Source organism: Streptomyces sp. NPDC002776, from assembly GCF_053592195.1.
The window spans coordinates 73,968-86,944 of sequence record NZ_JBSFVG010000022.1 but is presented as its reverse complement, the minus strand read 5'-3'; the positions used below and the strand labels follow the sequence as shown (position 1 = coordinate 86,944).

At 74.0% G+C, this 12,977-nt stretch carries 12 protein-coding genes; 1 reads left to right on the top strand and 11 read right to left on the bottom strand.

All coding sequences use genetic code 11. From position 1 onward, the window contains the following. The first annotated feature begins 37 nt into the window (after positions 1 to 37). Complete coding sequence (locus ACWD11_RS31410) at positions 38 to 856, top strand: alpha/beta fold hydrolase (RefSeq protein ID WP_451287069.1); 819 nt, start codon at positions 38 to 40, stop codon at positions 854 to 856. A 66-nt stretch (positions 857 to 922) separates the two neighbouring features. Here ACWD11_RS31410 and ACWD11_RS31405 read toward each other — a convergent pair whose 3' ends face one another. From ACWD11_RS31405 to ACWD11_RS31355, 11 genes are all read right to left on the bottom strand, one after another. Next, positions 923 to 2,761: an ABC transporter ATP-binding protein gene (locus ACWD11_RS31405; protein WP_451287067.1), complete on the bottom strand. Its 1,839-nt coding sequence runs from the start codon at positions 2,759 to 2,761 to the stop codon at positions 923 to 925. Positions 2,762 to 2,809: 48 nt separating this feature from the next. Then, complete coding sequence (locus ACWD11_RS31400) at positions 2,810 to 3,802, bottom strand: TauD/TfdA family dioxygenase (RefSeq protein ID WP_389420152.1); 993 nt, start codon at positions 3,800 to 3,802, stop codon at positions 2,810 to 2,812. A 119-nt stretch (positions 3,803 to 3,921) separates the two neighbouring features. Beyond that, positions 3,922 to 5,298 (bottom strand): alkaline phosphatase family protein, encoded by a 1,377-nt coding sequence (locus ACWD11_RS31395; protein WP_451287065.1) that lies wholly within the window; start codon positions 5,296 to 5,298, stop codon positions 3,922 to 3,924. Beyond that, positions 5,295 to 6,458 carry a metabolite traffic protein EboE gene (eboE, locus tag ACWD11_RS31390; RefSeq protein ID WP_451287063.1) on the bottom strand — a complete coding sequence of 388 codons (1,164 nt, stop codon included), beginning with the start codon at positions 6,456 to 6,458 and terminating at the stop codon, positions 5,295 to 5,297. Before eboE ends, ACWD11_RS31395 begins: the two co-directional genes overlap by 4 nt. A 13-nt stretch (positions 6,459 to 6,471) precedes the next feature. Then, a complete protein-coding gene (locus ACWD11_RS31385) occupies positions 6,472 to 7,329 on the bottom strand; it encodes a TatD family hydrolase (protein WP_389420155.1) in 858 nt (285 codons plus the stop codon). Beyond that, positions 7,326 to 7,958 (bottom strand): EboA domain-containing protein, encoded by a 633-nt coding sequence (locus ACWD11_RS31380; RefSeq protein ID WP_451287060.1) that lies wholly within the window; start codon positions 7,956 to 7,958, stop codon positions 7,326 to 7,328. Before ACWD11_RS31380 ends, ACWD11_RS31385 begins: the two co-directional genes overlap by 4 nt. Then, positions 7,955 to 8,854, bottom strand: a complete 900-nt coding sequence (locus ACWD11_RS31375; RefSeq protein ID WP_451287058.1) for a sugar phosphate isomerase/epimerase family protein — start codon at positions 8,852 to 8,854, stop codon at positions 7,955 to 7,957. Before ACWD11_RS31375 ends, ACWD11_RS31380 begins: the two co-directional genes overlap by 4 nt. Further along, positions 8,851 to 9,696 (bottom strand): SCO3242 family prenyltransferase, encoded by an 846-nt coding sequence (locus tag ACWD11_RS31370; RefSeq protein ID WP_451287083.1) that lies wholly within the window; start codon positions 9,694 to 9,696, stop codon positions 8,851 to 8,853. Before ACWD11_RS31370 ends, ACWD11_RS31375 begins: the two co-directional genes overlap by 4 nt. Positions 9,697 to 9,721: 25 nt before the next feature. Next, positions 9,722 to 10,876 carry an inositol-3-phosphate synthase gene (locus tag ACWD11_RS31365; RefSeq protein ID WP_451287056.1) on the bottom strand — a complete coding sequence of 385 codons (1,155 nt, stop codon included), beginning with the start codon at positions 10,874 to 10,876 and terminating at the stop codon, positions 9,722 to 9,724. Positions 10,877 to 10,906: 30 nt separating this feature from the next. After that, positions 10,907 to 11,692 (bottom strand): hypothetical protein, encoded by a 786-nt coding sequence (locus ACWD11_RS31360; RefSeq protein WP_389420160.1) that lies wholly within the window; start codon positions 11,690 to 11,692, stop codon positions 10,907 to 10,909. A gap of 59 nt (positions 11,693 to 11,751) precedes the next feature. Then, the gene (locus ACWD11_RS31355; protein WP_451287054.1) at positions 11,752 to 12,969 is read right to left on the bottom strand and encodes an FAD-dependent monooxygenase; all 1,218 of its coding nucleotides are present in this window, start codon (positions 12,967 to 12,969) and stop codon (positions 11,752 to 11,754) included. Positions 12,970 to 12,977 lie beyond the last annotated feature (8 nt).

Here is a 12,977-nt window from a genome sequence, read left to right as displayed (position 1 = left end):
CGTCCCTGCCCGCCACTCCTCACGGAAGGTCACCGCCGTGCCGTTCCTCGACGTCAATGGCGTCCGGCTCAACTACTACGACAACTCACCCCCTGGGACCGGGACTTCGGCCCCGCCCGTGCTGCTGGTCATGGGCTCGGGCGGCAGCGGCCGGGCCTGGCATCTGCACCAGGTACCGGCATTGGTCGCCGCCGGGTTCCGGGTGATCAGCTTCGACAACCGCGGGATCGCCCCCAGCGACGAGGGCGCGGACGGGTTCGGCATCGACGACCTGGTCGCCGACACCGCCGCGCTGATCGAGGAACTGCGGCTGGGCCCGTGCCCGGTGGTGGGAATCTCGATGGGCGCACACATCGCCCAGGAACTCGCCGTGTCCGGGCCCGAACTGGTCGACCGGCTGGTGCTGATGGCCACCCGCGCCCGCTCGGACGCGCTGCGTACGGCGCTGTGCCGGGCGGAGATGGAGCTGTACGCCCAGGGTGTCCGGCTGCCCGCCGCCTACGAGGCGGTGGTGCAGGCCATGCAGAACCTCTCCCCGCGCACCCTCGACGACGACCAGCGGGCGCGCGACTGGCTGGACGTGCTGGAGCTGACGCGGGTGTCGGGCCCCGGGCACCGGGCTCAGCTCGCGGTGGGCGCCATGCCGGACCGGCGTCCGGCCTACCGGGGCATCCGGGCGGCCACCCGGGTCATCGCCTTCCAGGACGACCTGATCGCCCCGCCGGCGCTGGGCCGCGAGGTCGCGGAGGCCATCCCCGGCGCGGAGTTCGAGATCGTGGCGGACTGCGGGCACTACGGCTATCTGGAGGCGCCCGAGGCCGTGAACAAGCTGATCCTGGAGTTCGTGGGGCGGTGAGAACACGGCAGGACAGGACGAAGGGCCTCCCGGCCGAAGCCGGGAGGCCCTTCCGTCGTCACGGTGTCACTTGATGAGCAGCTGGTGCGCGGCCAGTTCGCGGTACAGGGGGTTGGTGTCGGCGAGTTCGTCGTGGCGGCCTACGGCGACGACCTCGCCGTGTTCCAGCACCACGATCTGGTCGCTGTCGACGACGGTGGACAGCCGGTGCGCCACCACGAGCAGGGTGCGGTCGGTGGTGACGGAGCCGATTGCGTCCCGCATCAGCACCTCGTTGCGGGCGTCCAGATTGCTGGTCGCCTCGTCCAGCAGCATGATCGGTGGGGCGGCGAGGAAGGTGCGGGCCAGCGCCAGCCGCTGGCGTTCGCCGCCGGACAGCAGCACACCGCCCTCGCCGACCTCGGTGTCGAGGCCCTGCGGGGCCCGCATGACGATGTCCTCCAGGTTGACCGAGCGCAGCACCTCGCGCATGTCCTCGTCGGTGGCGTCGGGCGAGGCCAGGGCGAGATTGTCCCGGACGGTTCCGGCGAGGACGGGCGCCGACTGCTCGACGTAGCCGAGCTTGTGGCGCAGAGCGGGCCGCGGCAGGTCGCGTACGTCGGTGCCGTCGACGCGGACGGTGCCCGAGGTGACGTCGTAGAACCGCTCGACCAGGGACAGCAGCGTGGACTTGCCCGCGCCGGAGGGGCCGACGAGCGCGGTGCGGGTGCCGCGCGGCACCATCAGGGACACGTCCTTCAGGACGGTCTCGCCGCCCTCGTAGCCGAAGGTGACCTGGTCGAACTCGATCGCGGGCGGTTGCGGGGCGGTCGGCTCGGGCTCGCCGCGTTCGCGCACCGACAGCAGGGCGGCGGGGGTGTCGGTGAGGTCGGACTCCTGCGGCAGCTCCATGACCTCCTCGATCCGGTGCAGGGCGCCGAGGCCCGACTGGAGGCGGGAGTAGGCGTTGAGGGCGCGGCCGAGCGGGAACCACAGCGTGAACAGGAACAGCAGGAAGGAGACCAGGTCGCCGACCTCGATGGCGCCGGAGGCCACGCGGGCGCCGCCGACGCCCAGGACCACCAGGAACGCGACCTGGACAGTGGTGGACGTGATCGGGTTGATCAGCGACTGGAGGCGCGCGATGCGCAGTCCGGCGTCGTGGGCGTGCCCGGCGAAGGCGTCGACGGCCCGTGCCTCGCGCTCCTCGGCGCCGCTGGCCCGGATGGTGCGGACGGCCGAGATGGCGCGCTCCACCGCGGAGGTCATCTCACCGACTCGGTCCTGGGCGTCCCGGGAGGCCCCGCGCACCTGCCGGGACAGTCCCACCACGGCCAGGACACCGGTCGTCAGGCCCAGGGCCGTCGCCCCGAACAGCAGCGGGTCGATCAGGAGCATCATCACCGCCGAGCCGCCCACCAGCAGGACGTTGGTGACGATGTCGAACAGCCCGGAGGTGACCACGGCGCGCAGCAGGGTGGTGTCGGCGCCGACGCGGGAGAGCAGGTCCCCGGTGCGGCGCCGGTCGTACTCGGCGATGGGCAGCCGCAGCAGCCGGGCGACCAGTCGGCGGCGGGTGCCGAGGACCAGGCCCTCGGCCACGCGCTGGAGCAGATAGTCACGGAACCCGCTGAGCACGGCCCCCGCGAGCAGGGCCGCCACGAGCAGCCCGACCAGCCCGGCCACTCCTTCGTCGGCCTCCATGCGGGTCAGCACGTCGCGGATCAGCAGCGGCTGACAGAGCGTCAGCAAGGTGACGGCCAGCGACAGGAGCCCGACGGTGCCGAGGACCGGCCAGTGGCCCTTGAGGTGGGGCAGCAGCGTACGCAGACCCACGTCCCCGGTCCGCCCGCCGGCCGTCCCGGCGGGTGCCGCCGTCCGCGTGGGCGCGGGCGCGGGCCGCTCCCTGGTCTGCGTGCTGGTCATCGCTCTGCCACCTTCTGTCTCGGTCCGGTCGGTCGGCCGTACGACGGGTCAGCCGGCCGCGCCGAGCACATAGCCGTCGGCCGGGCGCAGCGCGCGGGAGCGGCGCAGATCGGTCAGCACGAAGGTGCGCTGGAGCCAGCGGTCGGTTCCGTCGTAGCGGGGGGTGAACTCGGTGCGGCCGTGCACGGTGACCCGGTTGTCGACGATCGCCAGCTCTCCGGGCTGGAGCCGGTGGGTGGCCGCGGTGCGGTCGAAGTGGTCCTGGAGCACCCGCAGCGCCTCGGCGGCGCGCTCGGTGGCCGGGCTGGTGGCGGCGATGTCGACCCGGATGTCCGGGTCGTGGGGGTCGCCGGTGAGCACCGGGGCCGGGGCGGTCTCGACGTCCCCGAGGCCGAAGGAGGGCGGCGGGGCGGTGACGAACTCCGGTGCCCACAGCGCCCGTACGGTCTCGGCGGGCAGCAGCGGCAGCACCTGTCGGATGCAGGCGGTGCGCAACCCGGCCCGGCCCTCGGGGTCGGCGCGCAGGCACAGCAGCATCACGAAGTCGGGGCGGTGCTCGTGGAAGGCGTTCTCGTTATGGAAGGTGAGCAGGGTGGAACCGGCGTTGCCCTGGAACTCCTCCATGCCGGGCACGGGGACGACGTCCTGGACGAGGGCGCCGCCCTTCTCGGGGCGGAACGCTCCGGGGTCGCCGAGCCCGGAGGCGATCATCAGCAGCAGCGCTGCGGCCAGGGAGGGCTCCCGCTGGACCGATCCGTTCACGCTGGGGGTGGGCGGGAGTTCCATCGCGTCGACCGGGAGTCCGCGCAGCACCAGTGCCCCCTGCGGCCCGGAATACCGGCGGAATTCCGCGAGAATTCGGCGGGGCGCCGGCGGCAATTCGTGCCAGGAATTCCGGGCGGCCGCCACCCACTCCGGATCATCGGGCCGACCCGAGGTGCGGCCCGCGAGTTTCCAGGCGATTTCCTCGACGAGCTGCGTGTCCTGGCCGGTGAGGGTCATGTCGTAGGGCGCAGTCGCACGTCCGGTATTCACAGCCATCTTCGGACAGCCTCCGTCCACATCGCTATCGGGTGCACTCCGGACGCTAGGGCGGGGCGTTATCGGCCGCGTATCGGTTCAGCATGTCCGGAGATGCTCTCCGAATTTCCACCCGGCGTTCATGGGCGCAGTTCGGCCAGGTCCAGGAGCAGGTCCTTCACCTCGGTCGCCGCGATCATGTCCCGGACCGGGGCGCCGGCGTCGGAGACCAGCAGCACCGGGCCGTCCTGGGGGTCGTCGGGCAGGCGTCCATGGCTGCCGCGCACCCGGGAGCCGTCCAGGGGGATGACGTTCATCGTGTAGCGCAGGCCGAGCTTCTTGCGGGCCAGCGCCTTCACCGCGCGCAGCTTGACCAGCGGATCGGTGTGGTCGAAGGCGAGTTCGGCCGGGTCGTAGCCGGGTTTGCGGTGGATGTCGACGGTGCGGGCGAAGTCGGGGGCCCGGAGGTCGTCGAGCCAGTAGTAGTAGGTGAACCAGGAGTCCGCGGCGGCCACGGCGACGAGATCGCCGGCGCGTTCGTGGTCGAGGCCGTGTTCCTTCTTGCCGGTGTCGTCGAGGAGCTCGGCCACGCCGTCCACGCCTCGCAGCAGCTCCGCGACCCGGGGCCGGTCGGCGGGGTCGCGGACATAGACGTGGGCCACCTGGTGGTCGGCGACGGCGAAGGCACGCGAGGTCCAGGGGTCCAGGTACTCCATGCCGTCCTGAGTGTGCACGTCCAGCAGTCCGGCGCGGCGCAGGGCGCGGTTGAGATGCACGGGCCGGGTGACCGTGGTGATGCCGTACTCGCTGAGGACGACCACCGTGACGCCGTCGCGGCGGGCGTCGTCCAGCAGCGGGGCGAGGGTGCGGTCCAGTTCGGCGGCGGCGCGGCGGGCGGGCCTGCCGTGCGGGCCGTGCCGCTGGAGGTCGTAGTCGAGGTGCGGTACGTAGACCAGGCTGAGGTCCGGTCGGCGGGTGCGCAGCAGATGGCGGGCGGCGTCCACGATCCACCGGGAGGAGGCGATGCCCGCGCCGGGCCCCCAGTACTGGAACAGCGGGAAGTCGCCCAGCTGGTCGGTGAGTTCGTCGTGGAGCGCGGGCGGGCGGGTGTAGCAGTCGGGTTCCTTGCGGCCGTCGGCGTAGTAGACGGGCCGCGGGGTGACGGTCCAGTCGACGTCGGCGCCCATGGCGTACCACCAGCAGACGTTGGCCACGGTGTAGCCGGGCCGCAGCGACCGGGCGGCGTCCCAGATCTTCTCGCCGCCCACGAGCCGGTTGTGCTGGCGCCACAGCAGGACGTCGCCCAGTTCGCGGAAGTACCAGCCGTTGCCCACGATGCCGTGGCCGGCGGGGAGGCGGCCGGTGAGCAGGGTGGACTGGACGGAGCAGGTGACGGCGGGCAGCACGGTCTCCAGCCGGGCGCGCCGGCCCTGCGCGGCGACCTCCGCGAGGTGCGGCATGTGGGGCAGCAGGCGTGGGGTCAGGCCCACGACGTTCAGCACGAGCAGCCGTTTCACGGGGCGTCCTCCAGCGTCAGGCCGAGGTCGGTCAGGGTGTCCCGGGTCCAGGCGAGTTCGCCGGCGATGCCGTCGACCAGGTCGGTTCCGGTGGGTGCGCCGGGCAGCACCGGCCAGGTGTAGGTCTCCACCTCGACGTGGTCGGTGCGGGCCGTGCCGCCGCCCAGCAAGGCGGTGAGCGCGGCGGTGAGTTCGGGGCGGGTGCTGCGCAGCGGCGGCGGCAGCTCGCGCTGCACGGGCACGTGGTAGTGGATGCGCCAAGGGCCTTCGGCGGGCAGCGCGCCCGCGAGTGCCTCGGGCAGGTCGTCCACGGCCAGGGGCGCTCCGGTGGCCGCCTCCCGGGTCTGGTGCAGGAACCGCCGTTCGTCGAAGGCCGCCACCGCGGCGCGCACGGCTGGGTCGTCGGGCCGGTCCACGTGTACGGCGCAGGAGGCCTGCGTCTTGACCACCGGCAACCGGGCGGCGGCCAGCCGGGCCAGGGCGGGGCCGGGTTCCTCGTGTGCGACGGCGAGATGGCAGGTGTCCAGGCAGACGCCCAGCCACTCCCGGTCCACCGAGTCGAGCAGCCCAGCCGCCTGGCCGGTGGTCTCGATCAGGCACCCCGGTTCGGGTTCGAAGCCGACGCGGACGCTGCGCCCGGTGTCGGCGGCGATCTTGGCCAGGCCCTCGGCGAGCAGGTCCAGATGGCGGCGGAGCAGGTTGTGGCGGTCCGGGGCGAAGGGCTCGCGCCAGGCGAGCGGAAGGGTCGAGACCGAACCGCGCGCCGCGTCGGCGGGCAGCAGCCCGGTGAGCACGCGGGCGCAGGCCAGGGTGTGGGCGAGCCGGGCCGGTTCGGTCCAGTCGGGCCGGTAGACCGCCTTCTTGACGGTCGGGGCGTGGAAACCGGTGTAGGGGAAGGCGTTGAGCGTGACGACCTCCAGGCCGCGCCGGTCCAGCTCCGCGCGCAGGGCCCGCACCGCGCCGGGGTCGGTGTCGAGGACCGTCACGACGGGGGCGGCCAGCCACAGGCCGAGGCCGATCCGGCCGGCCCCGAGCCGTGCGCGGACGGGCTCGGCGAAGCGGGAGAGCTGGGCGACGATGCCGTCGAGGTCCTCCGCGGGGTGCACGTTGGTGCAGTAGGCCAGGTGGACGGTGGTGCCGTCGGGGTGCCGCAGACGCACGTCGGGCCGCCTCCTACCTCTCCCCGCGCCGGATGGAGCTGCCCTCGAACTCCGCGGCGGGCGCGGCGTCAGGGGCGTCGAGCTCCAGGCGTCCGCTCCGGCCGTAGAAGGCGACCGGGTTGCGCCACAGCACCTTGTCCACGGCGTCCTCGTCGAACCCGGCGGCGCGCATGGCGTCGGCGGTGCGGCGGGTCTTGAGCGGGTCGCTGCGGCCCCAGTCCGCGGCGGAGTTGACCAGCATCCGGTCCGTGCCGTACTCGCGCAGCACCGCGACCATGCGCTCCTCGCTCATCTTGGTGTCGGGGTAGATCGAGAAGCCCGTCCAGCAGCCGCTGTCGGCGACCTCGGCGACCGTCACCTCGTTGAGGTGGTCGACCACGACCAGCGACGGGTCGATGCCGGACTCGCGGATCACGTCGAGCGTGCGGCGGGTGCCCTCGGCCTTGTCCCGGTGCGGGGTGTGGACGAGGACGGGCAGCTCGTACTCGACGGCGAGCTGGAGCTGGGCGGCGAACGCCTTGTCCTCCTGCGGGGTCATCGAGTCGTAGCCGATCTCGCCGACGGCCACGACCCGGTCTCGGACCAGGTAGCGGGGCAGCACGTCGAGGACCTCGGTCAGCCGCGGGTCGTTCGCCTCCTTGGGGTTGAGGGCGAGCGCGCAGTGGTGCCGGATGCCGAACTGCTCGGCGCGGTAGGGCTCCCAGCCGAGCAGGGCGTCGAAGTAGTCGGTGAAGGAGCTGACGCCGGTGCGCGGCTGGCCGAGCCAGAAGGAGGGTTCGACCAGCGCGCGGACTCCCGCGGCGGCCATCGCCTCGTAGTCGTCGGTGGTCCGGGAGGTCATGTGGATGTGGGGGTCGAAGATGCGCGTCACGTCGTGGCCTCCGTCGGTGCGGGATGGGTCGTGAGGAAGGCCAGGACATCGGGCGGGACCGGCCTGGCCGCGGCGCGGCGCTCGGTCGCGAAGTCGGCCATCATGCGGGCGAGTTCGGCATCGGCACGCTCGTCGAGACCGGCCACGCCGGCCAGCGGGATCCCGACGAACACACACTTCAGGACGGCCTGCCGGAAGGCGTGGGCGTCCAGGTGGCGGGCGCCGTAGGGGCCGAGGGCGGCGGCGATCAGCCGCGGGTCGTTGGTCCGCAGGGCGTCCTCGGTCAGCCGCAGCGCCCGGTCCCCCAGGCCCGAGGCCTGCTCCAGCAGGGGCAGTGACCTGAGCACGGCCCGCCGTTCGGCCGCCCCGCCGAGGCGGTACAGCCGCGTGGCCACGGCCGCGAGCTGCGCGCCGCGCAGCGGCAGCGCGGCCAGCAGCAGGGCGCGAACGGCGTCGTCGACCGTCCATCCGGCCTCGCCCTCGCCGGTGTCGAGCGGGTCGCGTCCGCAGCGCCGGGCGGCCACGGCGAACAGCCCGTCGACAGCGGTGACATCGTCGCTCACCGCTGTCCGGGCGTCCGCCAACCAGATGCGGGCCCGCTCGGGCAGCAGCGCCTCCAGACGTGTCATGCCACGGCCTCCTTCCGCACGGCGGCCCGCGCCGAGTGCTCCGCCGTGCGCAGGAAGGCCAGCGAGTCCGCGGCCACGGTCACCGCGGCGTGGCTGTGGCGGGGCAGCTCGACGGCGACCAGGCCGCGGTAGCCGGTGTCGGCCAGCGCGGCGAGCACGGGCGGGAAGTCGATCTCGCCCGTGCCGAACTCCAGGTGCTCGTGGACGCCCCGGCGCATGTCGTCGATCTGGACGTTCACCAGCCGTCCGGCGACCCGCCGCACGCAGTCGGCGACCGACTGGAGTTCCAGGCAGCGGCAGTGTCCGATGTCCAGGGTGAGGCCGAACACGTCCGGGTTGCCCAGCCTGCGACTCAGCTCGTCGTAGGCGTCGAGCGTGTCGACGAACATGCCGGGCTCGGGTTCAAAGCCCAGCGGCACCCCGGCCCGTTCGGCGGCCTCGACGACCTGGGCGCAGCCCGCCAGGAGCCGGTCCCAGACGGTGTGTTCGGGCAGGTGCGGGTCGGGGGTGCCGCTCCAGAACGACACGGCCTCCGCGCCGAGTTCGGCGGCGATGCGCACGGCGCGCAGCAGCAGGTCCACCCGGCGTTCGGTGCCCTCGTCGGACATCAGCACCGGCTGGTGCTTGCGCCAGGGGTCGAGGACGTAGCGGCCGCCGGTCTCGACGACCACGGCGAGGCCGAGCCGGTCCAGGCGGGCGGCGAGCCGCCGCACCCGCTGGGACAGGTCATCGGCGAACGGGTCGAGGTGACGCGGGTCGAGGGTCAGCGCCACGCCCTGGTAGCCGAGGTCGGCCAGCACCATGAGGGCGTCGTCCAGGGTGTGGTCGCCGAAGCCGTTGGTGCCGTAGCCGAAGCGCAGCGGGAGGGGCGGGGTGGGGCTGGGGGTGGTGGTCATGTCGGGGACACCTTTCTGCCCAGTCGGCGGGCCAGCGGCAGACCCGCGGCGAGCGCGGCACCGAGGGCACCCCGGCCCGCGGCGGCGGTCAGCGCGGCCTGGAGCGGCAGCAGGCCGTGGATGCCGGCGCCCACCGCCTGCCGTACCCGCAGGGACGACGGGGTGCGGGCGGCGGCGATCTGCGCGCGGGCCCCCGCGGCGGTGTAGACGGCCGTGCACACGGCCGCGGCCACCTGGTCGGCGGGCCGGGCGCGGCGCCCGCGGGCGAGGGCGGCGGCGCCGACGGCCAGACCGCCGGCCAGCGAGGTCAGCGGCACCGCGCGGGGCGCGCCGTGCACCTCGTACCGGCTCAGCCGGGTGAGCAGGGCCGTGTGCAGGCCGACGGTGGCGGCCGTGGGCAGCGCCCGGCGCAGTCCGCCGGGGCCCGCGCCGGCCAGCACGTCGAGGGCGCGGGCGGCCGCCATCGCCGGGGCGGCCGCCCGGGTCGGTTTGAGCGCGAGGTCGTACGCCCAGACGGTCCCGGCGAGCGGCAGTGCCGTGAGCAGCCCGCGCCGTCCCTGGGCGAGGACGGCGAGGCCCAGGCCCGCTGCGGTGAGCGAGCCGGCCGTCGCGAGGGCGGCCGCGGGGCTGATCTGCCCGCTGGGGATGGGGCGTTCGGGCCGCTCCACGGCGTCGAGGTCGCGGTCGGCGTAGTCGTTCAGGGCCATGCCGGCCCAGTACAGGCAGACCGAGGAGGCCACCGTGCCGAGGGTCGACGGCCGCAGCGGCCGCCCCGCCGCTGCCGCCCCGGCGAGCACGTCGCCGGGGACGGAGAGCGCGGCGGGGGCGCGCACCAGCCGCATCAGGGTCCGCGCGGAGGGCGCCACGTCAGCGCCCCACGGCGTCGCCGAGGCCGCGGGCCCAGTCGACGAGGGCGGCGTACTGCACCTCCAGGCCGTGTTCGCCCCCGCCCAGCGGGTCCTTGAAGAAGAAGCCGAGCTCGGGCAGCGGGCCCGCGAGACCCGCGCGGTGGGCGAGGGCCGTGAACCGCGCCAGGTCGAGCACGAGCGGGGCGGCCAGGGCGGAGTCGCAGCCCTGCCAGGTGAACTGGAGGGACATGCGCACGCCGAGGAAGCCCTCGAAGGTGACGTGGTCCCAGGCGGTCTTCCACTCGCCGAGGTCGGGCACGTGGTGGATGTGTACCCCGCCCTCGACCGGATGACCGAGGACGCCTTCGAGGACGAGCGCCTTGGAGTCGGTCTTGCTGGCCGCGCTCGCGGGGTCGGCGAGGGTCGCCCCGTCGCCGCCGCCGAGCAGGTTGGTGCCGGACCAGGACCGCACCCGCAGGGCACGGTGGGCGAACATGGGTGCCAGCGCCGCCTTGAGCAGCGTCTCCCCGGTCTTGCCGTCCCGGCCCGCGTACGGCAGCCCCCGCTCCCTGGCCAGTTCGTCCAGGGCGGGCAGCCGCGCCCCCGTCGACGGGGTGAAGTCGACGAAGGCGCAGCCCGTCTCCAGCGCGGCCCACGCGTACAGGGCGCTGTCGGGCAGCACCGGCTCGCCGCGCTCCAGCGCCGCGCGCAGCAGGCCGAGCGAGGCGTGGGCGGGGTGCGGCTCGGCGGGTGGCTGCGTGGAGGAGACATTGACGACGACGACCCGGTCGAGGCGGTGGCGTTCCCGGAACCGGGTCAGGTCGGACGCGACCGCGTCCGCCGCGGTCCGCCCGGCGGGACCCTCGGTGTGCGGGGCGGGACGGATCTCGGCGTCCGCCGCGCCGAGTTCCCCGGCCACCAGGTCCGGCAGTCCGGCCGGCAGGACGCCCTCCTCGGCGAGCTGGCCGGCCCGTTTGGCGAGCGGGGTGTCGACGACGTCGTGTCCGCCGAACACCAGCTCGTCGAAGCCGGGCAGGGGCAGATCACGGAAGGGGCCGAGGGTGCTGACGCACCCGGTGGCGGGCATCAGCCCGGCGCGCAGCGCGGCGGCGCCCGCCACGGTGGTCGTCGCCACCGAGCCGCGGGCACCCACCAGCCAGATTCCGGTACGCATGAAAGTCCTCTCAGGGCCGCCCTCGGCCGGTCAGCTCATGCCTTCGGGAAGGGGGTAGGACTGGAAGTCGCGGTCCAGGCGGGTGAGCGAGCGCGGCAGCCACTTGGCGGCCTCGCGGGCCACGGTGGCCTGCGGCAGGGGCTCCTTGACGTTCCACTGGTCGGGCTTGGCAATGGTCTGGATCGCCCAGGCCATGGCGTTGATCGGCGCGATGCGCTCCCAGCGGTGGCGGTCGATGCCCAGCAGGGTCATGGCGCGCATGAAGATGAACCAGATGTGGTACCCGGGCGGCGGGTTGCCGTTCATGGTGTGCACCGGGCGCTCACGGCGCGGGTCGTAGAGGACGCCCTGCGCGAAGTCGGCGAAGGCGCCCACGAGTCCGCGGCCGTACGGCCGGTAGAGGGCGTCGAAGACGCCGAGCTGTGCCGTGGACAGCACCTGGAGCGGGCCGCGGATCGGGGTGACGTACTCGGTGAAGTTGTGCGGGTAGTCACGGGACTTGGCCATGCTCATCCAGGTGTCGAAGATGGCACGCTCCCACTTGTCGCCGAGGGCGGCGGCGATGTCGGCGTAGGCCTGCTCCAGCTCCGGACCCGAGTTGTAGAGGGTGACCTCGTCGAACTGGTACCAGAGTTCGTTGGCCCGGCGGTCGCCGAGCATGCCCGGCACGTCGGGGAACTCGGCGTGGCCGGGGGCGGTTTCGACGGCGAGGGCGCCCGGGGCGGCGAGGAGCTGACCGCCGGCACCGAGGCCGAGGGCGGCGGCGGTGCCCAGGGAGGTACGCAGGACGCTTCGCCTGCCAAGGTTTTTCTGCACGGTTCTTCCTGTTCTGTCGTGAGCGGGTGGGACGGAAGGTGGTAGGACGCGGGTCGGACTCAGACCGGTAGACCGGCCGGGGAGATGGCTGCCGGGAGGTCCGCCTCGGCGTCGTGGCGCTGGATCCAGGAGACGTCCTGGACCAGGGACGCCATGGAGTCCTTGGGCGCGGTCCCGTCCGCCGCGGGGCGCAGCCGCTGCGAGCCGCTGTCGCGGGAGCCGAGCTGGACCCGCGCGGTGTGCGGGCGGCGGACGTCTTCGTAGCCGCGCAGCGCGTCGGCGATCCGCTCGCGCGAGCCGGCGGCCGGGGAGGTGTGCGGGGCGTCCAGGAAGTGGGCGAGGACGGCCGCGTCCTCGACGGCCTGGCCGACGCCCTGGCCGTGGTGGGGCAGCATCGGGTGCGCGGCGTCGCCGAGCAGGGTGACCGCGCCGCGCCCCCAGAAGGGCAGGGGTTCGCGGTCGTACAGCTCCCAGCGCCGGGTCTCCCGCACGGCGGCCACCAGGGCGGTGACGTCGGGGTTCCAGCCGGAGAAGGCCGCGGCGAGGGCGACGGGATCGCCGGGCGCGCTCCAGGACTCCAGGTGCTCCTCACCGCCCGGGACCACGGCGACGAAGGTGAGCTGTTCCCCGCCCCGCACCGGGTAGGCCAGCATGCGGGCGTCGGGGCCGGCCCACACCAGCACGGTGTCGTCGGGCAGTCCGGGCACGTCCCGGCGGTCGACCAGCCCGCGAAGTGCGCTCTGCCCGGCGAAGACAGGCAGGTCGGGGCCGTGCAGCGCGCGGCGGACCACCGAGTGGACGCCGTCGGCGCCGATCAGGACGTCGGCTTCCTCGACGGCGCCGTCGAGGAACTCCAGCCGGACGGCGTCGCCGTCGTCGGTGAACCGCGCCAGCCGGCGGCCGAGCCGGACCGTGCCGGGCGGCAGCAGTCCGGCGAGCAGGGCGTGCAGGTCGGCGCGGTGGATGGTGTAGTACGGCGCCCCGAACTCGGCGCGCCAGGCCTCGCCCATCGGCCTGCGCACCAAGGTGGTGCCGCCCGCCCACTCCCGCACCTCCATCGCCGCGGGTTCCACGCCGCGCGCCCGCAGGGCCTCGCCGAGGCCCCAGCGCTCAAGGATCCGGGTGCCGTTGGGGGTCAGATGCATCCCCACGCCGACTTCGCCGAGCGCGGGGGCCTGTTCGTGGATCCGCACCTCGTGACCCGCCCGGGTCAGGGCGACGGCCGCGGCGAGTCCGCCCATTCCCGCGCCGACGATCGCGATCCGTACCTTGGGCACCGGATGTT

Bases quoted from the DNA above. Each gene is read 5' to 3' on its own strand.
- ACWD11_RS31405 (WP_451287067.1), bottom strand. From the start codon at position 2,761: ATGACCAGCACGCAGACCAGGGAGCGGCCCGCGCCCGCGCCCACGCGG.
- ACWD11_RS31400 (WP_389420152.1), bottom strand. From the start codon at position 3,802: ATGGCTGTGAATACCGGACGTGCGACTGCGCCCTACGACATGACCCTC.
- ACWD11_RS31380 (WP_451287060.1), bottom strand. From the start codon at position 7,958: ATGACACGTCTGGAGGCGCTGCTGCCCGAGCGGGCCCGCATCTGGTTG.
- ACWD11_RS31375 (WP_451287058.1), bottom strand. From the start codon at position 8,854: ATGACCACCACCCCCAGCCCCACCCCGCCCCTCCCGCTGCGCTTCGGC.
- ACWD11_RS31370 (WP_451287083.1), bottom strand. From the start codon at position 9,696: ATGCGGCTGGTGCGCGCCCCCGCCGCGCTCTCCGTCCCCGGCGACGTG.
- ACWD11_RS31365 (WP_451287056.1), bottom strand. From the start codon at position 10,876: ATGCGTACCGGAATCTGGCTGGTGGGTGCCCGCGGCTCGGTGGCGACG.